This window comes from Streptomyces sp. NPDC028991 (assembly GCF_055564775.1).
The window spans coordinates 29,815-48,953 of record NZ_JBVHVP010000008.1 but is presented as its reverse complement, the minus strand read 5'-3'; the positions used below and the strand labels follow the sequence as shown (position 1 = coordinate 48,953).

Here is a 19,139-nt window from a genome sequence, read left to right as displayed (position 1 = left end):
ACCGGCTGGGGTCTGATGGCTGCGGCCTGATCCACCGGACCGGGCTCGGGCCATCCACCGGACCGGGCTCGGACCACCACCGGGCCACCACCGGCCCGGCTTCAGACGCGCAGCCGGGCCCCCTGCCGCAGCAGCTCGTGCTGGACCATCCGGTAGGGCAGCCCGCGCGGACCGCGCCCGTGCCGGACGGTCAGCGCCGCGCACACGCCGGCCGCCTGGCCGGTCGCCATGGCGATGGGCATGACCCGGTACGAGGAGTGCGCCACGTGCGTCCCGGAGATGCAGCGCCCGGCAACCAGCAGCCGCTCGGTGCCCCGGGGCACCAGACAGCGCAGCGGGATGTCGTAGAAGCTGCCCTGCGGCACCCGCTTCAGGATGGTGCCGGAACCGCGCGGGTTGTGGATGTCGACCGGATAGGCACCGTGCGCGACCACGTCCGGGAAGGTGCGCGCGGCCAGGATGTCGTGGCCGGTGAGCTGGTAGTCGCCGAGCACCCGCCGGCTCTCCCGTACACCGATGTGCGTGCCGCTCTGCACCACGTACGCCTCCTCGAAACCCGGCACGCGGGTGCGCAGGAAGCGGTCGATCTGGGAGAGCTGGCGCCGGGCGGTGTACTCGGCTCGGGTCAGGTCCCACACGCTGGTGCCGAGTACTCGGTTGACCCGGGTGCTGTTGACGGCGATCTCCCGCGGGTGCGGGGTCGCGAAGAAGAGGATGTCCTCGCGCGGCAGCCGGAGTTCGCCGTTCGCCCGGGCCTCCTCGATCAGGTCCCACAGGCCGTGCACGCCCCGCCACTGGTCGGGGTGCTCGCGCACGTAGTCGGCGAAGTCCGGCCGCGCGAAGTCCGCGACACGGAACATCAGCGTCATGGGCTGCACCAGCCCGTCCTCGGGCCGGCCGATCTCGTACGGCGCCCCGCAGGACGTCGCCACGTCACCGTCGCCCGTCCCGTCCACGACCACCCCGGCGTCGATCACCACGGGGCCCGACTTCGTCTCGAACACCACCCGCCAGCCGGAGCCGTCGTCGAGGGGCAGCGCGCCGGAGGCGAAGGAGTGGAACAGCATCCGCACCCCCGACTCGTCCATCATCTCGAGCAGGGAGAGTTTGAAGAGTTCCGGGTCGAAGGGGACCGTGTACCCGGTTTTCGGAGAGGGCGGCAGACAGCCCCCGCGCCCCATCAGCCGGTCGAGGAGCTGCCACAGCACGCCCGCGACCACGGGTTCGCCCTCGCCGTGGTCGGTGGGCAGCAGCCGCGAGGTGTCCCCGGCCTCGGTGAACGCGGCCTGCTTGTGCTCGTTGTGGAACGACATCAGCGGCATCACCAGCGCCACGGTCGCGTTGCCGCCGAGGAACCCGTACCGCTCCACCAGCACGACGTCCGCCCCGGCGTCGGCGGCGCCCACCGCGGCGGCGAACCCGGCGGGACCCCCGCCCACCACGAGGACGTCGCACCGGCCCCCGTGCCGGGCCGGCCGCGGGGGCAGGGTGACCGTGCGGGATTCGCGGGGCTCTTCCAGGATCGGCATCGCTCTCCTCGGGGGTTCCTCGGGGGTCCTCGGGCTCGGCGTCAGGCGTGCAGCGGTCGCGGCTCCCCGGTGTACGGTTCGCGCCCCGCGGCCCGCACCCGCGGCCCGTCGCCGATCTCGCCGATCTCGCCGCCCTCACCGCTCTCGCCGCTCTCGCCGATCTCGTCCAGCAGCGAGCCGCAGCGCACGCAGGTCTCCCGGGCCGCCGCGGACAGCTCCCGGATCCGCGACCGGAAGTCCTCCCGGCGCTGGGGATACTCGTCCCACAACCGGTCCACCTCGGCCAGCAGCAGCCCGGCCTGCTCCCGCGCCACGCCGACCAGGGCCGGGGCGCCCAGCCGGCGCGCGAAGTCGAAGACCTTGCCGGAGTAGGGCAACGGCAGCACGGGCACGCCGGTGAGCGCCGCGAAGATCACGAAGTGCAGCCGCATGCCGACGGCCACGTCCAGATGACGCATGAAGCCGAGGACCTGCCCAGGGCTGTAGTCACCGTGCAGGATCCGCCCCTTGTCCGGGGCGGTCATGTGGGACAGCACGGCGTGCGCGTGCCGTACGTCGTGCCGCTCCATGGGCAGGAACACCACGTGCGCGTCCAGCCGCCGCACCAGGAAGTCCGCGACGTCGGCGAGCAGTGCGTGGTAGTCGCCCTCGTCGAGCTTCTCGGCGGCCCGGCCCGGTTCGCGCACCGACATCCCCACGAGCCGGGCGCCGGAGGGGATGCCCTCGTCGCGCATCATGGGCCCGGTGAACGGTTCCGGCCCCAGCAGCAGGGCAGGGTCGGCGGTGACGGCGACCTCCCGCTCCAGACCGACCTCCTCCAGCACCAGCCGGGACTCCTCGTCCCGCACCACGACGTCGTCCATGTCCGCCAGCACGGTCCGCACCGCCTCCCGGTCCTCGGCATCCGTCAGCGGTCCGGCGCCGACGGCATAGGCGAAGGTGGGCACGTCACGGGTCTGGGCGGCGCGCACCAGCCGCAGATAGCGCCGTGCCTCGCCGTCGTAGAGGATGCCGCCGCCGCCCAGCACCAGCAGGTCCAGGCCGGGCAGCACGTCAAGGACGTGGTTGCGGCTGACCCCCTCCCAGGGCACCACCTCGTCGGCGTCGGGGTGGTGGGCACGGGTGTGCTCCGCGTTCCGGCTCAGGACGACCAGGTGCGCGTCGGGCCGCTGGGCCCGCAGACAGCTCAGGACGCAGGTCAGGATCGCCTCGTCGCCGATGTTGAAGCCGCCGTACGAACCCAGCACGCCGATGCGCGGGCCCGGGCGGGCGGGGTGCGGATGAGCGGGGGCAGTGGTCATCCGGGGCTCCCGTCACGTCGGATTCGGCCGGCCCGCCGGCCACTGTGCGCAGGCCGCGCACGGTGCCGGGTTGCCTGGGCCGCTCTGCGGAAACACCCTGACCAAGAAACCTGTACCTGTACCTGTACCTGTACGTGGTCCTGTTCCTCCATCTGTCACAGGAGCATCAGTGAACGTCTCCCTCAGCGGCTGGCTGCTGACCGTCGGGGGCCTGTGCGTCCTCGTCGCCGCCGACTTCTTCATCGGTCGCAAGCCGCACGACGTGTCGGTCCGGGAGGCCGGGATCTGGACGGCCGTGTGGGTGGTCCTCGCCTGTCTGTTCGGATTGGGTGTACTCGTCTTCGCCGGTGGCGCCCCCGCCGGCGAGTTCTTCGCCGGCTACATCACCGAGAAGTCCCTCAGCGTCGACAACCTCTTCGTCTTCGTCCTGATCATGGGGAAGTTCGCGGTGCCCTCCCAGTACCAGCAGCGCGTGCTGATGGTCGGCGTCATCGTGGCCCTGGTGCTGCGCGCCGCGTTCATCGCGGCCGGCGCGGCGATCATCTCCGCCTTCTCCTGGGTCTTCTACATCTTCGGCGCCTTCCTGATCTGGACCGCCTGGAAACTCATCCAGGACGCCCGCAAGGGTGGGCACGAAAAGGAGTACGAGGAGAACAAGCTGCTGAAGTCGATCGAACGCCGCTTCGGCGTCGCCGACCGCTATCACGGCACCAAGCTGTGGATCGAGGAGAACGGCAAGCGGGTGATGACCCCGATGCTGGTCGTCATGCTCGCCATCGGCAGCACCGACGTCCTGTTCGCCCTGGACTCCATCCCCGCCATCTACGGTCTGACGCAGGACCCGTACATCGTGTTCACGGCCAACGCGTTCGCCCTGATGGGCCTGCGCCAGCTGTACTTCCTCATCGGCGGCCTGCTGAGGAAGCTGGTCCACCTCTCGTACGGTCTGTCGGTGATCCTGGGCTTCATCGGCGTCAAGCTGGTGCTGCACGCCCTGCACGAGTCCGGGGTCCACGTCCCCGAGATCGGCATCCCCTTCTCACTCGGCTTCATCGTGCTCGTCCTCGCGGTCACCACGGCGACGAGCCTGTGGGCCGCGAGGAAGCAGGGGCCGGAGGAGAAGGGGCGGGGCGCCTGACGAGGCCTGCTCGCGTGACGAAGGCCTACCGCAGGCGGGCGGGTCAGCAGCGGGCCGGGGAGGGCTTGCCGCGCGAGACGACGCGGGTGCCGTGTTCGTCGACGACGCGGGCTTGGAGGGAACCGCAGGCGCACCGTGTCCACAGGGTGCCGCCCGCCGCCGTCGGGTGCGCGGACACCACCTGGAAGGGCTCGGCACCGTCGGGCCACCCGCAGTGCGGGCAGACGACACCGGTCGTGCTGGGCATGGCGACTCCTCGTCCGTCGGTGGTCATGTGCGTGAGTGGTACGTCGAAGGCCGGCGCGTGACGTGTGATCGGCCGTCGCGCCACAGTCAGGGTGCGGCCACGGATCCGTTCACGTCCAGGTTGACTTTACGGACTCCACCGTGAAGCGTGCACTTCATGATTGACCTGCGCAGGCTGCACGTCCTCAGGGCCGTCTCCCACTACGGCACGGTCACCGCGGCGGCCCGCGCCCTGCACTTCACGCCGTCCGCCGCCTCGCAGCAGATCCGCCAGCTCGCCCGCGACCTGGGCGTCGACCTGCTGGAGCCGCAGGGCCGCGGCGTCCGGCTCACCCCGGCCGCGGAGAGCCTGCTCGCGCACGCCGACGCCATCGAGGCTCGCTGGGACGAGGCCGAGCTCGACCTGCGGGCGGGGGAGGGGGCGCCCGCCGGGCCGCTGCGGGTGACGGGGTTCCCGGTGGCCGTCTCCGTGCTGCTGGCGCCGATGGCCGCGCGGCTGCGCGAGCGGCATCCGCGGCTGTCGGTGCGGATCCGGGAGGTCGAGGTGGCGGAGGGCTTCGATCTGCTCTTCGAGGGGGAGGCCGATCTGGCCGTCGTGGAGGCGACCCCGTCCAACCCGCCGTCGGCCGACGCGCGCTTCGACCAGCGACCGCTCCTCGACGATCCGTTCGACCTGGTCGTCCCCGAGGGCCACCCGCTGGCCGGACGATACGGGGCCGGTTTCCCCGAGGGAGCGGGCCCCGCGGAGGGGGCCGATCTCGCCGACGCCGCCGGCGAGCCGTGGATCGCACCGGTGCCGGAGAGCCCCTGCCGTCCGCACGTGATGTCGGCGTGCGGTGCCGCCGGCTTCACTCCCGACGTGGTCCATCACGCGCTCGACTGGAACGTCACCGCCCATCTGGTCGCGCATGGGCTGGGTGTCGCGCTGATACCCCGGCTCGCCCAACTGACCCCGCAGCTGCCGATCGTCCGGGTGTCCTGTGCCAACCGGCCGCACCGCAAGCTGCTGACCTGCACCCGGCGCGGCGGTCACCGGCGTCCGGCGGTCGCGGCCGCGCTGGAGGAACTGCACACGCTGGCCGCGACGGCGGTCATATGACGTAGGCGACATACGCCGGCACCACGTCGGCACGTGCATCGGTAGACACCCCGGGTGCACGCGCCGGGTGCACGCGCCGGGTGCACGCGCCGGGTACACGCGTACGGGACCGGAGCTCGGGCGAGCTCCGGTCCCGTACGCGTGCAGGGCGAGGTTCAGGCGGCGACGGCCTCGTCGGCGTGGCCGTGCAGCCGGGCGACGACCTCGGTCAGCTGGGCGGCGACCTCGGCGTCGTCGGCCGGGTGGGTCTCGGCGAAACGGGTCACCGAACCGGGGATGGACAGCTTGAGGTCCTCGATCACCTTTCCGCCGGCGATACCCACGGCCTTGCGGGTGTCGTCCTGCGCCCACACGCCGCCGTACTGGCCGAAGGCGGTGCCGACGACGGCGACGGGCTTGCCGGCGAAGGCACCCGCGCCGAACGGACGGGACAGCCAGTCGATGGCGTTCTTCAGGACGGCGGGGATGGTGCCGTTGTACTCCGGCGAGAAGAGCAGGAAGGCGTCGGAGGCCTGGGCGGCCTCGCGCAGCTTCGCCGCGGCGGCCGGGACGCTGCCCTCGACGTCGATGTCCTCGTTGTAGAAGGGGATCTCGGCCAGCCCCTCGAACAGCTGCACCTCGGCGCCCTCCGGCGCGAACTTGGCGGCCGCCTCGGCGAGCTGGCGGTTGTGCGAACCGGCACGAAGGCTGCCGACGAGTGCAAGGATGCGGACAGACATGAGTACTCCCACTGATGGAGCAGCCGCCCGCGGGGGCAGACGCTGCTGAAACACTGCCGTAATCAATCCGGACCGGGGTCCGCTTAATTTCTAGCACCTCAAACGGACCGCGGTCCAGTTTTCTTCCCGATGCTTTACCCTGGCTTCATGTCCGCCGCCGCTCTGCCGCCCTTCCCGAAGCCCCAGGAGACCGACGGTCCACCCGATCTGCTGCAACTCGGCACGGGGATCGAGGAGGAGGAGCCCTGCCTGCGCGCCGACGCCGCGCGCAACCGGGCCCGGCTGCTCGAGGCCGCCGCCAGGCTGGTCGCCGAGCACGGCGCGGCCGGCGTCACGATGGAGGCGGTGGCCGCGGCGGCCTCGGTGGGCAAAGGCACGGTCTTCCGCCGCTTCGGCGACCGCACCGGCCTGCTCATGGCACTCCTCGACCACTCCGAGAAGAAGTTCCAGGCCGCGCTCCTCGGCGGGCCGCCGCCCCTGGGTCCCGGGGCGCCGCCCGTCGAGCGGCTGCGCGCCTTCGGCTGTACGATGCTGCGCCGATCCATCGACGAACTGGACCTGCAACTGGCCGCCGAGCCGAGCGCGGAACGCCGCTACACCGCCGCGCCGCGCCGCTTCCTGCGCGGCCACGTCGCCCTGCTGCTGCGGCAGGCGGTCCCGGACGGGGACAGTGAGCTCCTCTCCCACACGCTCCTGGCGTACCTCGACGCCGCCCTGGTCCATCACCTCACCAAACAGTGCGGGGTGCCCCCGGCGCGGCTCCAGGCGGGCTGGCTCGACCTCGTCGCGCGCGTGACCCGCACCGAACGCCCGGACTGACCCGCGCCCCCTGCGCCGACGGGGTGCGACCTCGCGCCGACGGGGTGGGAACCCGAGCTCACGGGCGTGGGATTTCGTCCGATCCGGACGGCGTCGCCCCGCTCGCCGTCCCGTACCCGGCTTCTGCCAAGATGCCGTACGTCATGGTGCAGATACCGAAACCGCCCGCCCCCGAGGCCCTCGCACCGCGCTCCGTTCCCACGAGCGCCGATGTGGCCCGCCTGGCCGGCGTCTCGCGCGCGACCGTCTCCTACGTCCTGAACAACACCAGCGCCGTCCGGATCAGCGAGCCCACCCGCCGCCGCGTCCACGAGGCCGCCCGGGAACTCGGATACGTCCCGCACGCCGCGGCCCGCTCCCTGCGCGCCGGACACAGCCGTACGGTGCTGATGCCCGCGCCGTCCTTCCCCGTCGGCCCCCTCTACAGCCGATTCCTCGGCGAACTCCAGTGGGCCCTCGGCCGCCTCGACTACACCGTCGTGCAGTACGGCACCGTGGGCCGGCACGACGACGAGGCGGCCCGGGCCTGGGCCGAACTGCGCCCGGTCGCCGTCCTGGTACCCGGCTCGGGTCTCGGCCCGCGGGGCGTGAACCTCCTCAAGCGTTCGGGCGCCCGGGCGGTCGTCACCCTCGGCCCGGAGGCCGTCGAGGGTGCGCACGCACTGCTCATGGACCACGAGACCGTCGGCCATACCGCGGCCCGCCACCTCCACGACCGCGGACGCCGCAGGATCGGCGTCGTCGTGCCCACGGAGAGCGGGCTGGAGGTGTTCTCGGCGCCGCGCCTGACCGGCGCCCGCCGCGCCGTGCGCGGGACCGAAGCCACCGTCACCGAACTGCCCCTCGCCTACGAGGAGCGGGACGCCGCCCGGCTGGCCGCCCGCTGGGGCTCCCTCGGCCTGGACGCCGTGTTCACGTACAACGACGAGTACGCGATGCTGCTGATGCGGGCGCTGCAGGACGAGGGCCTCGGCATCCCGGGCGACGCGGCCGTGATCGGCGCCGACGACCTGATGCTGGGCCGGCTGCTCCGGCCCCGGCTGAGCACCGTCCGCCTGGAACTGCCCTCCGGCCGCGACCTGGCCGCCCTGATCGACCGCGCGGTCCACGACCCCGGCGCCGCGCCCGAGCACCACGAGGTGCTGGGCGCGGCGGTGGTCCACCGCGAGTCGAGCTGACCGGCGGCCGGCTTCCTTCCCCGCTACTGCTCCCCTGCTACTGCCCGTCCTGCCCGGCCTGCCCCTCCGTCTGCGCCTGCTGCTCGGCGACGGCCTTGCGGACCTCGTCCATGTCCAGCTTCCGGGCCTGGCCGATGACGTCCGTCAGGGCTTCCTCGGGCAGCGCGCCCGGCTGCGCGAAAACGGCCACCTGTTCCCGGACGATCATCAGCGTCGGAATCGACTGGATGCCGAAGGCCTGCGCCAGCTCGGGCTGCGCCTCCGTGTCCACCTTGCCGAACACGAGGTCGGGGTTGGCCTCGGCCGCCTTCTCGTAGACCGGGGCGAACTGCTTGCACGGACCGCACCACGACGCCCAGAAGTCGATCAGGACGAACTCGTTGTCCGTGACCGTCTGGTCGAAGTTCTCCTTGGTGAGCTCCACGGTGCTGGTCATGACGTGATCCCTCTTCCTGGGTTCGGGGCGTAAGCCGTCGGCACAACACTGCCGACCTGGTGGGTATTCCGCGCACGTACCCATGTGGCCACGTCGCACACCACCCACCAGACTGACCCCATGACGCAATCGGATTCCATCGCGTACGACGTCGTCGTGATCGGCGCGGGCCCCGTGGGGGAGAACGTCGCCGACCGCACCCGCGCGGCCGGGCTGTCCACCGCGATCGTGGAGAGCGAACTGGTCGGCGGCGAATGCTCCTACTGGGCGTGCATGCCCAGCAAGGCCCTGCTGCGCCCGGTCATCGCCCGCGCGGACGCCCGCCGCCTGCCCGGTCTGAACCGGTCGGTGCGCGAGCCCCTCGACACCCCGGCGGTCCTCGCCCGCCGCGACGAGTACACCTCCCACTGGAAGGACGACGGCCAGGTCCAGTGGGTGGAGGGCATCGGGGCCGACCTGTTCCGCGGCCGGGGACGGCTCGCCGGGCCGCGCACGGTGGAGGTGGCCGCGCCCGACGGCACCCGCCGGGTACTGACCGCCCGGCACGCCGTAGCCGTCTGTACCGGCAGCGCCGCCGCCCTCCCCGACCTGCCCGGACTCGCCGAGGTGCGCCCCTGGACCAGCCGCGAGGCCACCAGCGCCGAGCGCGCGCCGGGCAGGCTGATCGTGGTCGGCGGCGGAGTCGTCGCCGTGGAGATGGCCACGGCCTGGCAGGCTCTCGGCTCCCGGGTGACGATGCTGGTCCGCGGCGACGGCGGCCTGCTCGCCCGGATGGAACCGTTCGCCGGTGAACTGGTCGCCGAGGCGCTCACCGACGCCGGCGTCGACATCCGCACCGGCACCTCCGTCGAGTCCGTCACCCGGGAGGGCGGCACCGTCGTCGCCGTCACCGACACCGGTGACCGCCTCGAGGCCGACGAGATCCTCTTCGCCACGGGCCGGGCCCCCCGCACCGACGACATCGGCCTGGACACCGTCGGACTGGAGCCGGGCTCCTGGCTCCCCGTCGACGACAGCCTCCGAGTGGACGGGCACGACTGGCTCTACGCCGTCGGTGACGTCAACCACCGCGCCCTGCTCACCCACCAGGGCAAGTACCAGGCCCGCATCGCGGGCGCCGCCATCGCCGCCCGGGCCTCCGGCGTACCGAATCCGGACTCCGGCCCGTGGGGCGCGCACGCCGCGACCGCCGACCACGACGCCGTGCCCCAGGTGGTGTTCACCGACCCCGAGGCGGCGTCCGTCGGCCTGACCCTGGCCGAGGCCGAGCAGGCCGGCCACCGCGTCCGCGCAGTCGACGTCGACCTCGCCACGGTGGCCGGCGCGAGCCTGTACGGCGACGGCTACAAGGGCCGCGCCCGTATGGTCGTCGACCTGGAGGACGAGATCGTCCGCGGCGTCACCTTCGTCGGCCCCGGCATCGGCGAGATGATCCACTCCGCGACCGTCGCCGTCGCCGGCCAGGTCCCGATCGGCCGCCTGTGGCACGCGGTCCCGTCGTACCCGACGATCAGCGAGGTATGGCTGAGGCTGCTGGAGTCATACCGGGACAACTGACCGCCACCCGCACAAGTCCCCGTGCCGCTGCCGCTGCCGCTGCCGCTGCCCGTGCCGCTGGGGCGCCGCGGGTGGCGCGCAGCGGCACCCCGCAACGCCGGGCTGCGCCCACCCGCGCCGAACCCCTGCGGCCAATCAGCCCGCCGATCCCGCCGATCCCGTCGGCCCCACCGGCCCTGGCAGTTCGAACCCCAGCCCCGCCGCAGCTCGCTCAGGCGTCACCTGCCCCCACAACTCCGCCATCGCCCGATTCGACGCCAGCGACCGCAGTTCGGCCCGGTCCAGGTACAACATGCCGTCCAGGTGATCCGTCTCGTGCTGCACGATCCGCGCCGGCCACCCGGCGAACACCTCGTCCACCACCCGCCCGTGCTCGTCCCGGGCCACCAACCGCACCTCGGAGTGCCGAGCCACCACCGCCTGCCACCCCGGCACACTCAGACAGCCCTCGAAGAACGCGGCGCGCCCGGCGTCCACGGCCTCGTACGACGGATTGACCAGCACCCGGAACGGTTGCGGCACCCGCCCGCGCGCCACCCGCACCTCGTCCGGCACCGGTGCCGGGTCCTCGATCACCGCGATCCTGAGTCCCACCCCCACCTGCGGCGCGGCCAGGCCGACACCCGGCGCCGCGTGCATGGTGAGGCGCAGCGCCTCGATGAACCGTGCCAGCAGTGATGGCTCCAACTGCCCGTCGAAGGGCTCGGCGACGCGCCGCAGTACCGGATCGCCGGCCTCGACGATCGGCAACGGCCCGTCGGAGGCGAGCAGTTCCTCGACCCGCTCGGCAAGGGGCGCACGACCACTCGGAGTTCCCATCGCGCCAGGATGTCACGGCGTACGGCACCCACCGGCCGGCCCCGACGGTGTGAGGCAGGCCACGTTCAGCGCCGGGAACCCGGCGCGCTCCCGCGCCGACCACTGGGACCACCCCGTCCCCACGACGTCCACGGAGCGCCCCACAGATGACCACCACGTCCCCGACCCCAACGGACGAGGCCCCCAAGCCGTCGACCTCGCCGCCTGCGCCCGGCAGATGGTCCGTACTCCGCCCGCTCGTCCTGCGCCTGCACTTCTACGCGGGGCTGTTCGTCGCACCCTTCCTGCTGGTCGCGGCGGCCACCGGCTTCCTCTACGCCGCATCGTTCCAGGCCGAGAAGCTGGTCTACGCACACGAGCTGACCGTCCCCGACGTGGGTGACCGCAAGCTTCCGGTCTCCGAGCAGGTCGCGGCCGCCCGGCAGGCCCATCCCGAGGGCACGGTGTCGGCCGTACGCCCCTCGCCCGGGGCCGATGCCACCACCAGGGTGCTCCTGTCCGGCGTCCGGGGCGTCGACCCGGACCACACGCTCGCGGTCTTCGTCGACCCGTACACCGCGCAGGTGCGCGGCGCCCTCGAACAGTACGGATCGACCGGCGCGCTGCCGCTGCGCACCTGGATCGACGAGTTCCACCGGGACCTGCACCTGGGCGAAACGGGCCGCCTGTACAGCGAGTTCGCCGCCAGCTGGCTGTGGGTGATCGCGGGTGGCGGCCTGGTGCTGTGGTTCTCCCGCCGCCGGGCACGCCGCAAGCTGCGCGGCACCGGCGGCCGACGCCGCACCCTCGGCCTGCACGGCACGGTCGGCGCATGGGCCGCGGCCGGGTTCGTCTTCCTTTCGGCGACCGGCCTGACCTGGTCGACCTACGCCGGGGCGAACATCGAGGAACTGCGCGTCTCGCTCGGCCAGACCACACCGTCCGTGTCGGCCTCGGCAGCCGGGGGCGGCGAGCACGCGGGCCACGGCACGGCGGCGGGCACCGGCGCGGACGCCGCGCACGGGGCCGGCCTCGACGAGGTCCTGGCCGCCGCGCGCGTCGAGGGCCTGGGCGACCCCGTGGAGATCGTCCCGCCCGCGGACGCGTCCTCCGCCTACGTCGTCAAGCAGGTGCAGCGCAGCTGGCCCGAGAAGCAGGACTCGGTCGCCGTGGACCCGGCGACGGGCGAGGTGACCGACGTACTCCGCTTCGCCGACTACCCGGTTCTCGCCAAGCTCAGCCGCTGGGGCATCGACCTGCACACCGGCAGCCTGTTCGGTCTGCCCAACCAGATCGTCCTGATGCTGCTGGCCGCCTCCCTAATCCTGCTCATCGTCTGGGGCTACCGCATGTGGTGGCAGCGTGGCCGGGGTTCCGCGTTCGGCCGCCCGATCCCGCGCGGCGCGTGGCAGCAGGTGCCGCCGCCGCTCCTCGTCCCGCTGCTCGCGGCCGTCGCCGTCCTCGGCTACTTCGTGCCGCTGCTCGGCATCCCACTGGCCGCGTTCGTCGCGGCCGACGTCGTACTCGGCGAGATCGCCCACCGGCGGGGGCGGCGGACGTACGCCGGCGCCACGGCGAAGCGGTGACTCGCGGCGGCCGGCCGGGCGGGCGGTGAGGGACGGCGGGCGGGCGGTGAGTACGGTGCCGTACGCACCGCTCCCCGCGTCCTCGTGTCGTCGCCGCTCAGCGGCCGGCGAAGTCGCCCGCCAGCGCGGAGGCGATGCGCAGCTGAGCGTCGGCCTCCTCCTGCCGCCCCTGCCGTTCGAGGGTGCGTCCGAGCATCAGCCGGGCGTACTGCTCGACGGGGTCGCGCTCGACGACGATCCGCAGCTCGGCCTCCGCGCGCCGCAGTTGGGCCGAGTGGTAGTAGGCGCGCGCCAGCAGCAGCCGCGGCCCGGTCTGGTCGGGCACCTCCCCGACCAGCCCGCTCAGGACGCGTGCCGCGGCGGCGTAGTCCCTGGCGTCGAAGAACATCCGCGCGCGCTCCCAGCGCTCCGCCGGCGTTCCGTGGTCGTAGTACGTCGTGTCCACTCGTGACCTCCCTCGGTCTGCCGCAACCACGCCGCATGGTTGAAAATTCCACCATCGCGGGGAGGGTGTGCCGGAGGGAGCCGAATCCGTCCCGCCACGGTGACGGTCGAAGGAGGGTCTGACGCGGGGGCCCGTCCGGGGCTAGGTTGGGCGGCATGAGCAATCTTGATCGCGAGGCGGTTCCCAGCCTGTGCGGCGGCCGCGGCTTCGTGGTGCCGGAGCCCGTGCGGGAACTCCTCAGCCCTCGCCACGTCAAGCTCGGCGAGTCCACCGAGGTCCGCCGGCTGCTGCCCAACCTGGGCCGGCGCATGGTCGGCGCCTGGTGTTTCGTCGATCACTACGGTCCCGACGACATCGCCGACGAGCCCGGCATGCAGGTGCCGCCGCATCCCCACATGGGCCTGCAGACGGTCAGCTGGCTGCACGAGGGCGAGGTGCTGCACCGCGACTCCACGGGCAGCCTGCAGACCATCCGCCCGCGCCAGCTGGGCCTGATGACCTCGGGCCGCGCGATCAGCCACTCCGAGGAGAGCCCGCGGTCGCACGCCCGCCACCTGCACGGCGCGCAGCTGTGGGTCGCCCTGCCGGACGGCCACCGCCACACCGACCCGCACTTCGAGTTCCACGCCGAGCTGCCCCGCGTCACCGCCCCCGGCCTGACGGCCACCCTGCTGCTCGGCACCCTCGACGGCGCCACCTCGCCGGGAACGACGTACACCCCCATCGTCGGTGCCGACCTGACCCTCGCCGGCGGCACGGACGTACGCCTCCCACTGGAACGGGACTTCGAGTACGCCGTCCTGTCCATGGCCGGCGAAGCCCACGTCGACGGCGTGCCGCTGGTCCCGGGCTCGATGCTCTACCTCGGCTGCGGCCGAGACGAACTGCCTCTGCGCGCCGACTCGGACGCGGCCCTGATGCTTCTCGGCGGCGAGCCGTTCGAGGAGGAGCTGATCATGTTCTGGAACTGGATCGGGCGCTCCCAGGACGAGATCGTCCAGGCCCGCCGGGACTGGATGGAAGGGACACGGTTCGGGGAGGTCAAGGGGTACGACGGGGCTCCGCTGCCCGCCCCCGAGCTGCCGGCGGTGCCGCTCAAGCCACGGGGTAGAGCCCGCTGACCTGCGGGGAACGCCTGAGACTTGGCTGCTGGTGAGCGGGGGGGGGCAGATGGCGGCTCCGTACCGCGATCCCTGGCGGGAGGGCGACTCGGCGGATCGCGGGACCAACGAGCTCGTGCATGGTTAGCACTGGTGCGTCGGGTCCTTGATCGTTGATCATGGTCTGTGTGGTGGGGAACCGGGCACGTGCAGCGATCATCCGAAGCCAGCGGATCACGGGCCTGACGCCCGACGTGATTGCTGAACTCGTCGCCGAGGTTGGCCCGTTGTGGCATGAGCGACACCAGGCCGTCCTGACCGCACGGCCCCGGAGGCGAGCCGTGGGCGCCCGGGGCAAAAGCCTACCGGCTCGCGTTCTGTCTCTGGGTGAACGGCGACGAGGACAAGGCCATCGCCCTCGCGGAGGACGAATACCGCACGCACGCCAACCACTTCGGGTAGGGAAGCCGCGGCCGGCTCCTCGGCATGTGCCACCTGACGGCGGGCCGTACGCGGGGAGGACTCCAGGAGTTCGAGGCCATGTCCGCCCTCACCACCCGCCACACCCGGGAGCTGGCCGGTCTCTACGTCGGCGAGGAGCGCTGGGCCGAGGTCGCCACCCTGCTGGAGAAGGTCCTCAAGGGCTACCGGCAGGGCGAGAGCAGGTTCCTCGTCGACCAGTACGACGTCTTCCGCGTCCGCTGGACGCTCGCGCTCGCGTACTGGCGGGAGGGGCGCTACGACGACGTGCAGGAGCAGCTCGCCGCCTTCCGCGGCTACGAACCGCTCTTCGACCGCGACCCGGACTTGCGCAGGACCGCTGGCCAGGCGACCGCGATCCTCAACTACCTGGAACGCCACCCGCCCGCGGACGAGCTCGCCGACGCGACCCTGGAGGACATCGCCGGCCTCGTCGAGGACGACTGGCGCTACCAAGGCCTGCTCTACAAGGGCCCCCGCTTCGACGGCACCGGCTGGGGCGCGGCCTCCGGCTCGTAGCAGGAAATACGTCGCGGACCGGGACGGATGCGGGGTTCCCAAGATCCCGGCGATCACACCGCCGGGGTCCCGCTATCCCTTTCGGCCGTAGTCGGTGGTGACGGAGGGTGTGGTCAGCCCAGGAGGATGCGGTGGCGGAGGAGAGGGAAGCTCGCGCGGCCGTACATCTGGTGTTTGATCAGTTTGGTTTTGTTGTTGACGCCTTCGGTGCCGCCGTTGCGTCGTCTGCGAGGCGGGGCCCGGTGACTCCCACGGGAGCGTGACGTGCCGCGGCACCGGCCTGCGGCCTGCTTGGCCTCACCCAAGGCCGACCGACGAGTTCGTGCCGCTGGCCGGTCCCGGGGTCCCGGCCACCCGGCCTCCGGTTCGGCAGTATGCGAGGTTCGGCCCGTCGACGACCACGAGGAGGCGCCGGTTCGGCCCGACCCGGTCAGTGGCCGTGGAGCCGGAGCCACTGCGGTCGGTGGGAGGCCGACCGGCGGTGTCCCGCCGTCTGGCCCGCCGTGCTGCTGCCGTCCTCGCCTTCCAAACGGCCGGCCAGTTCGTCGCGCTCGGCGGTGGCCCGCCTGGCGGTGTCACGGTCCCGGCGGTGCTTCTTGCTGCGGTGGCGCGCCAGCGCCGTTCCGGCCAGCAGCATCCACATCCCCAAGCCGAAGATCAGGGTCAGCGCGATACCGCCGAGGAACGCCCCGAGCGTGCTGATCGTGAACGGCTCGCTCCCCAGCAGGGACACCGTGTAGTCCGGACCGCCGGACAGATTGTCCGCGATCAGCAGCCCCGCGAAGGCGGCGGCGCCCGCCATGAGCAGGAGACCCAGCAACAGCATGGTTCTCACCTCGTCACACGTCGATGTACTCCGCACGGGTTGCCAGCGAGAAAGGGGCAAAACGTATGTGTCCTCCATGCGGCGCCGGTGATCTCAGCGGTGCCGCCGGCCTGGACGACCTGGACGGTCGTGGGCCGACGCCGGTCCGGAACCCCCAGTCGACGCGTTCCGGAACGGGGGTGAGTAGCCGCGGTCGAGCTGCCGTCGGCCGTGGGACCGTCCAGGCGGGTTCGGGGGCGGGGTCCGGCGTCACGAGGGCCCTTCGGTGCCGGTCGTACGGACGGGGTCAGGGGCGCAGGCCGTAGCACCGGTAGGACGGATCGAGCTCGTGGACATCGACCCTCGACCACCCGGCGGTGAGGAGTTCCACGTCGGAGGCATCGCACTCCCAGGGCCTGAGAGCTCCCCGGGAGGGGTCGTGTACGGAGGTGCCCACCCAGAAGACGCCGCCGGGTGCGAGGGACCGCGTACGCGGGAGAGGAAGCCGGGTTTGTCGGCGGCCCAGCGGTAGACGAGACGGCAGGTGATGACGGCGAAAGCCGGGTGGGGGAGACGAGCGGCGTCCTCGGTGTCGAAGTCGAAGACCCGGATGTCGGCCGAGGGATGCCGAGTGCGGGCGGAAGCCACGGCGGTGGGGGCGCAGTCGACACCGACCGCCCGGTAGCCGAGCGCGGTGAGGTGCGCGGTGAGTGCGCCTTCGCCGCAGCCGATGTCCAGCGCGGGGCGGCCGCCTCCGTTGCCCAGGTGCCGGCCCAGTGCCTCGGTCTCGGCCGAGTCGATGGACCGGTAGCGCCTGCCCCGCTGCCACACCGGTTCCCAGTAGGAGGCGGCGCCGCGGGCCGGGTACGGCGCTGCGGTGGGGCTCATCGCCAGGGGGCCTTCTCGTCGTTTCCGCGCACCGGCACCGGCTCCTCTGCTGCGCTGTGTGGTTCACGAACGGTTCGAGGCGGTGACCGGAAGGCCGGGATAACTTTCAGAGTCGTGCCGAAATCGCCGGTCCGCAAGGTGATATCGCGCCGCTGATCGCGTTTGCGGGAATGTCGGTTCCGGCCGAGCGGACAGCGGACGCCACCGGTGCCCGAGTTCCATGCGGGCGCCGGTGGGTCGGCTCGACGGGTGTCAGGCGCCGAGGTCGTACAGGACGAACTCCTCCCAGGAGCCGGTGATGTCGGCGGAGCGGGCGCGCAGCGCGTACTGGAGCGAACCGGTGTAGCCGTTCTCCATGGTGACGAAGAGTCCGTTCAGCGTGGACTGGAGCGCCCAGCGCTCCAGGTCCTCGTTGTAGTAAACGAAGAACCGCTCCCAGCCGCCCACGCTCGTGGAGCGGGCCCGTAGGACGTTCCGCGCGCTGCCGGTGAAGTTCTTCTCCACCGCCACGTAGCGGTTGTTGGCCAGGGACCTCAGGGCGTACGTCTGGGTGGCTTCGTCCCACTCGAAGGCGAAGCTTTCCCAGGAGCCGCCGAACTCGGCCGAACGAGCCCGCAGGACCCCGGTGTTGGGGGCGGCGTAGTTCACCTCGGTGGCCACGAAGCGGCCGTTGCGAGCCGACTGCATCGCCAGCGGATCGGGCTCCGCGGCCGCTGCGAGGGAGCCGTCCTGGGCGGCCGGCGGAGCCTGCCGGGCGTCCGCCTCCCCGGTGATGCGCGCCAGATCGCTCGCGTCCACCGCCTCCCATCCGGCGGGCACGGCGGCCGGCCCGTCGGCCCCCGGGGCGGCTCCGGCCGCGGGAGCGGCCAGAGCGGAGGTCGCCAGCAGGGCGCTCAGGGACAGAAGCGCGGAGGTCATGCGTCTCACGGGGATTCCTCAGCTTTCGTGGAAACGAATGCCGGGGGTGGCGAGGCAACGGACCCGTGGCGGATTCCTGACGAGCTCTCGAGATTCTCGAGGCAGGAACAGCACCTGCCGTTTTCTCATTTTCTCCGCGCCCCCCGACAACTGCCGTCGGCGCCCCTCCCCGGGCGCGTCGGCAGCCGCTGCGCCAACTCGGCGAAGCGGTTTCAGCATAGTGACGTGACGTGTGTTTCGGCAGTGATCCGGCGTTGATTCGGCGAAAGTTGAACGGAATCACGCTGCATTACGGATTCCGTGGTTTCCCGTTAATTCCGGTGATGCTTCTCGTTACCGTCGCGGCCACTGGGCGGGCGCCGCGCCGTCACCGGCCCCTGCGGGTGATGCCGTCGACGACGAATCCGATCCCGATGCCGAGCATCCAGGTGTCCTTCGCCAGAGCCGTGCCCTCCTGGGTCGGGCGCAGGCTGCCCTCCTCGCGCATGCCGGGCGTGCGCAGGTACAGACCCACCAGCCCGGCGGAGAACGCGGTCAGGCCGACGCCCGCCACGGCCGTCGGCACGACCGGCAGGAGCAGCGCGGCGCCGAGCGCCGTCTCACCGGCGGAAAGCAGCCGGGCGAAGGTACCGGGCTGCAGCCTGCCCAGGAACGGATAGGTGTTCTTCGCCATTCCGTGCAGCATGGCGGCGGTCTGCTCATCGGCCCCGCGCTTCGACAGTCCGGAGTTGAGAATGAAAGCCCCGGTGGCCAGTCGTGGGGCGACATGCCTGAGCTCGACGGGCAGACGCATGAGAACTCCTAGCGGCGATTCCTGGAGACGCGTGTCAGCCTATGGCGGGCCACGGCGCACCGCAGGGCGGGAAAGGAACGACTGCGCCGTTCGTGGCACGGCCCGCCTCGCCGCGTACGCCCGGGTCGGTACATGGGGTTACTCCCGTCGCCGGACGTCTTCACGGCCGCCGCCCGGCAGCGTGGACGGGGTGAAACTCAGCCGTCCCGCACGCCGGGCCTCCCTCGTCGTCCATGTCGTCGCCTCCGCCGGCTGGCTCGGGCTCTCGCTCGGCCTCCTGGCGCTCGGGGCCACCGCCGCCACCACCGCGTCCGTGGGGACCGTGGAGGCCAGTGTCCGAGGCATGAAGCTCTTCGCCGACTGGCTCCTGCTCCCGCTCGCCGTCCTGACCCTGTCGAGCGGTGTGGTGCTGGCCCTGGGCACGCCGTGGGGGCTGGCCAGGCACCGGTGGGTGTTCACGAAGTTCTGGCTGACGCTGGCCACGACGACCGCCACGGTCTTCGCGCTGCGCCCGGGCGTGAACTCGGCCGTCGCCGCGGTCGCCGCGGGCGGGCCGCTGCCCGACGCGGGCGACGTGCTGTTCGGGCCGGTCGTCTCGCTGTCCGCCTACGTCTTCATGACGGTGATCTCACTCCTCAAGCCCTGGGGGCCGACGCGGCGTGGCCGCAGGCTGCGAGGAGCGGCCGGGTCCGGCGGGCGCGGCCACCGGACCAGTACGGCCGGAGTGTGAACGCGTCGGGTGCGGCCGGCATCCGGCCCGGCCCCGCCCGCTCCGGTCAAGGTGA

The 19,139-nt window shown here is 72.3% G+C and carries 20 protein-coding genes; 9 read left to right on the top strand and 11 right to left on the bottom strand.

All coding sequences use genetic code 11. The features are described 5' to 3' along the window. Positions 1 to 101 precede the first annotated feature (101 nt). Both ACZ4V1_RS18300 and ACZ4V1_RS18295 read right to left on the bottom strand, forming a co-directional pair. Positions 102 to 1,529, bottom strand: coding sequence for an FAD-dependent oxidoreductase (locus tag ACZ4V1_RS18300; RefSeq protein ID WP_468336655.1), 1,428 nt, complete (start codon positions 1,527 to 1,529; stop codon positions 102 to 104). Positions 1,530 to 1,570: 41 nt separating this feature from the next. Continuing rightward, entirely contained in the window at positions 1,571 to 2,830 is a 1,260-nt protein-coding gene (locus ACZ4V1_RS18295) for a polysaccharide pyruvyl transferase family protein (RefSeq protein WP_468336652.1), read from the bottom strand. A gap of 169 nt (positions 2,831 to 2,999) precedes the next feature. Between ACZ4V1_RS18295 and ACZ4V1_RS18290 the strand changes: the two genes are divergently transcribed. Next, a complete protein-coding gene (locus ACZ4V1_RS18290; protein ID WP_468336649.1) occupies positions 3,000 to 3,968 on the top strand; it encodes a TerC family protein in 969 nt (322 codons plus the stop codon). A 43-nt stretch (positions 3,969 to 4,011) separates the two neighbouring features. Here the strand turns inward: ACZ4V1_RS18290 and ACZ4V1_RS18285 are convergent, their stop codons facing one another. After that, positions 4,012 to 4,215 (bottom strand): hypothetical protein, encoded by a 204-nt coding sequence (locus ACZ4V1_RS18285; protein WP_468336646.1) that lies wholly within the window; start codon positions 4,213 to 4,215, stop codon positions 4,012 to 4,014. Positions 4,216 to 4,371: 156 nt separating this feature from the next. Between ACZ4V1_RS18285 and ACZ4V1_RS18280 the strand changes: the two genes are divergently transcribed. After that, positions 4,372 to 5,313: a LysR family transcriptional regulator gene (locus ACZ4V1_RS18280; protein ID WP_468336643.1), complete on the top strand. Its 942-nt coding sequence runs from the start codon at positions 4,372 to 4,374 to the stop codon at positions 5,311 to 5,313. A gap of 155 nt (positions 5,314 to 5,468) precedes the next feature. On the opposite strand, the gene ACZ4V1_RS18275 is transcribed toward ACZ4V1_RS18280, so the two are convergent. Further along, positions 5,469 to 6,032 (bottom strand): NAD(P)H-dependent oxidoreductase, encoded by a 564-nt coding sequence (locus ACZ4V1_RS18275; protein ID WP_468336640.1) that lies wholly within the window; start codon positions 6,030 to 6,032, stop codon positions 5,469 to 5,471. A gap of 129 nt (positions 6,033 to 6,161) precedes the next feature. On the opposite strand from ACZ4V1_RS18275, the gene ACZ4V1_RS18270 reads away from it, so the two are divergent. Continuing rightward, positions 6,162 to 6,851, top strand: coding sequence for a TetR/AcrR family transcriptional regulator (locus tag ACZ4V1_RS18270; protein ID WP_468336637.1), 690 nt, complete (start codon positions 6,162 to 6,164; stop codon positions 6,849 to 6,851). A 143-nt stretch (positions 6,852 to 6,994) separates the two neighbouring features. Further along, entirely contained in the window at positions 6,995 to 8,029 is a 1,035-nt protein-coding gene (locus ACZ4V1_RS18265) for a LacI family DNA-binding transcriptional regulator (protein WP_468336634.1), read from the top strand. Positions 8,030 to 8,066: 37 nt separating this feature from the next. Here the strand turns inward: ACZ4V1_RS18265 and trxA are convergent, their stop codons facing one another. After that, entirely contained in the window at positions 8,067 to 8,465 is a 399-nt protein-coding gene (gene trxA / locus ACZ4V1_RS18260; RefSeq protein WP_468336631.1) for a thioredoxin, read from the bottom strand. A gap of 120 nt (positions 8,466 to 8,585) precedes the next feature. Here trxA and ACZ4V1_RS18255 point away from each other — a divergent pair, with 120 nt between their 5' ends. Further along, the gene (locus ACZ4V1_RS18255) at positions 8,586 to 10,022 is read left to right on the top strand and encodes a dihydrolipoyl dehydrogenase family protein (protein WP_468336628.1); all 1,437 of its coding nucleotides are present in this window, start codon (positions 8,586 to 8,588) and stop codon (positions 10,020 to 10,022) included. Positions 10,023 to 10,157: 135 nt separating this feature from the next. Here ACZ4V1_RS18255 and ACZ4V1_RS18250 read toward each other — a convergent pair whose 3' ends face one another. Then, on the bottom strand, positions 10,158 to 10,841 hold the full coding sequence (locus ACZ4V1_RS18250) for a peptide deformylase (protein ID WP_468336625.1): 684 nt from the start codon (positions 10,839 to 10,841) through the stop codon (positions 10,158 to 10,160). Between the two features lie 146 nt (positions 10,842 to 10,987). Between ACZ4V1_RS18250 and ACZ4V1_RS18245 the strand changes: the two genes are divergently transcribed. Continuing rightward, on the top strand, positions 10,988 to 12,406 hold the full coding sequence (locus ACZ4V1_RS18245) for a PepSY-associated TM helix domain-containing protein (RefSeq protein WP_468336622.1): 1,419 nt from the start codon (positions 10,988 to 10,990) through the stop codon (positions 12,404 to 12,406). A gap of 97 nt (positions 12,407 to 12,503) precedes the next feature. Here the strand turns inward: ACZ4V1_RS18245 and ACZ4V1_RS18240 are convergent, their stop codons facing one another. Next, positions 12,504 to 12,851 carry a tetratricopeptide repeat protein gene (locus ACZ4V1_RS18240; RefSeq protein ID WP_468336619.1) on the bottom strand — a complete coding sequence of 116 codons (348 nt, stop codon included), beginning with the start codon at positions 12,849 to 12,851 and terminating at the stop codon, positions 12,504 to 12,506. A gap of 155 nt (positions 12,852 to 13,006) precedes the next feature. Here ACZ4V1_RS18240 and ACZ4V1_RS18235 point away from each other — a divergent pair, with 155 nt between their 5' ends. Then, complete coding sequence (locus ACZ4V1_RS18235; RefSeq protein ID WP_468336616.1) at positions 13,007 to 13,972, top strand: pirin family protein; 966 nt, start codon at positions 13,007 to 13,009, stop codon at positions 13,970 to 13,972. 519 nt (positions 13,973 to 14,491) lie between these two features. After that, the gene (locus ACZ4V1_RS18230) at positions 14,492 to 14,950 is read left to right on the top strand and encodes a hypothetical protein (RefSeq protein WP_468336613.1); all 459 of its coding nucleotides are present in this window, start codon (positions 14,492 to 14,494) and stop codon (positions 14,948 to 14,950) included. Between the two features lie 430 nt (positions 14,951 to 15,380). On the opposite strand, the gene ACZ4V1_RS18225 is transcribed toward ACZ4V1_RS18230, so the two are convergent. The 4 genes from ACZ4V1_RS18225 to ACZ4V1_RS18210 form a co-directional block, all read right to left on the bottom strand. Further along, entirely contained in the window at positions 15,381 to 15,776 is a 396-nt protein-coding gene (locus tag ACZ4V1_RS18225; protein ID WP_468336610.1) for a hypothetical protein, read from the bottom strand. Between the two features lie 249 nt (positions 15,777 to 16,025). Further along, positions 16,026 to 16,643 carry a class I SAM-dependent methyltransferase gene (locus ACZ4V1_RS18220; RefSeq protein WP_468336607.1) on the bottom strand — a complete coding sequence of 206 codons (618 nt, stop codon included), beginning with the start codon at positions 16,641 to 16,643 and terminating at the stop codon, positions 16,026 to 16,028. Between the two features lie 252 nt (positions 16,644 to 16,895). Beyond that, complete coding sequence (locus ACZ4V1_RS18215) at positions 16,896 to 17,561, bottom strand: fascin domain-containing protein (protein WP_468336604.1); 666 nt, start codon at positions 17,559 to 17,561, stop codon at positions 16,896 to 16,898. A gap of 367 nt (positions 17,562 to 17,928) precedes the next feature. Further along, a complete protein-coding gene (locus tag ACZ4V1_RS18210) occupies positions 17,929 to 18,354 on the bottom strand; it encodes a hypothetical protein (protein WP_468336601.1) in 426 nt (141 codons plus the stop codon). A 190-nt stretch (positions 18,355 to 18,544) separates the two neighbouring features. Between ACZ4V1_RS18210 and ACZ4V1_RS18205 the strand changes: the two genes are divergently transcribed. Beyond that, the gene (locus ACZ4V1_RS18205) at positions 18,545 to 19,084 is read left to right on the top strand and encodes a DUF2269 domain-containing protein (protein ID WP_468336598.1); all 540 of its coding nucleotides are present in this window, start codon (positions 18,545 to 18,547) and stop codon (positions 19,082 to 19,084) included. The last annotated feature ends 55 nt before the right edge of the window (positions 19,085 to 19,139 follow it).

What these genes read in the sequence shown, in the direction of transcription:
- trxA (WP_468336631.1), bottom strand. Translation starts at nt 8,465, where the DNA reads ATGACCAGCACCGTGGAGCTCACCAAGGAGAACTTCGACCAGACGGTC.
- ACZ4V1_RS18215 (WP_468336604.1), bottom strand. Translation starts at nt 17,561, where the DNA reads ATGACCTCCGCGCTTCTGTCCCTGAGCGCCCTGCTGGCGACCTCCGCT.
- ACZ4V1_RS18285 (WP_468336646.1), bottom strand. Translation starts at nt 4,215, where the DNA reads ATGCCCAGCACGACCGGTGTCGTCTGCCCGCACTGCGGGTGGCCCGAC.
- ACZ4V1_RS18220 (WP_468336607.1), bottom strand. Translation starts at nt 16,643, where the DNA reads ATGAGCCCCACCGCAGCGCCGTACCCGGCCCGCGGCGCCGCCTCCTAC.
- ACZ4V1_RS18210 (WP_468336601.1), bottom strand. Translation starts at nt 18,354, where the DNA reads ATGCGTCTGCCCGTCGAGCTCAGGCATGTCGCCCCACGACTGGCCACC.
- ACZ4V1_RS18225 (WP_468336610.1), bottom strand. Translation starts at nt 15,776, where the DNA reads ATGCTGTTGCTGGGTCTCCTGCTCATGGCGGGCGCCGCCGCCTTCGCG.
- ACZ4V1_RS18235 (WP_468336616.1), top strand. Translation starts at nt 13,007, where the DNA reads ATGAGCAATCTTGATCGCGAGGCGGTTCCCAGCCTGTGCGGCGGCCGC.
- ACZ4V1_RS18280 (WP_468336643.1), top strand. Translation starts at nt 4,372, where the DNA reads ATGATTGACCTGCGCAGGCTGCACGTCCTCAGGGCCGTCTCCCACTAC.
- ACZ4V1_RS18270 (WP_468336637.1), top strand. Translation starts at nt 6,162, where the DNA reads ATGCTTTACCCTGGCTTCATGTCCGCCGCCGCTCTGCCGCCCTTCCCG.
- ACZ4V1_RS18265 (WP_468336634.1), top strand. Translation starts at nt 6,995, where the DNA reads ATGGTGCAGATACCGAAACCGCCCGCCCCCGAGGCCCTCGCACCGCGC.
- ACZ4V1_RS18295 (WP_468336652.1), bottom strand. Translation starts at nt 2,830, where the DNA reads ATGACCACTGCCCCCGCTCATCCGCACCCCGCCCGCCCGGGCCCGCGC.
- ACZ4V1_RS18245 (WP_468336622.1), top strand. Translation starts at nt 10,988, where the DNA reads ATGACCACCACGTCCCCGACCCCAACGGACGAGGCCCCCAAGCCGTCG.
- ACZ4V1_RS18250 (WP_468336625.1), bottom strand. Translation starts at nt 10,841, where the DNA reads ATGGGAACTCCGAGTGGTCGTGCGCCCCTTGCCGAGCGGGTCGAGGAA.
- ACZ4V1_RS18230 (WP_468336613.1), top strand. Translation starts at nt 14,492, where the DNA reads ATGTCCGCCCTCACCACCCGCCACACCCGGGAGCTGGCCGGTCTCTAC.
- ACZ4V1_RS18255 (WP_468336628.1), top strand. Translation starts at nt 8,586, where the DNA reads ATGACGCAATCGGATTCCATCGCGTACGACGTCGTCGTGATCGGCGCG.
- ACZ4V1_RS18300 (WP_468336655.1), bottom strand. Translation starts at nt 1,529, where the DNA reads ATGCCGATCCTGGAAGAGCCCCGCGAATCCCGCACGGTCACCCTGCCC.
- ACZ4V1_RS18275 (WP_468336640.1), bottom strand. Translation starts at nt 6,032, where the DNA reads ATGTCTGTCCGCATCCTTGCACTCGTCGGCAGCCTTCGTGCCGGTTCG.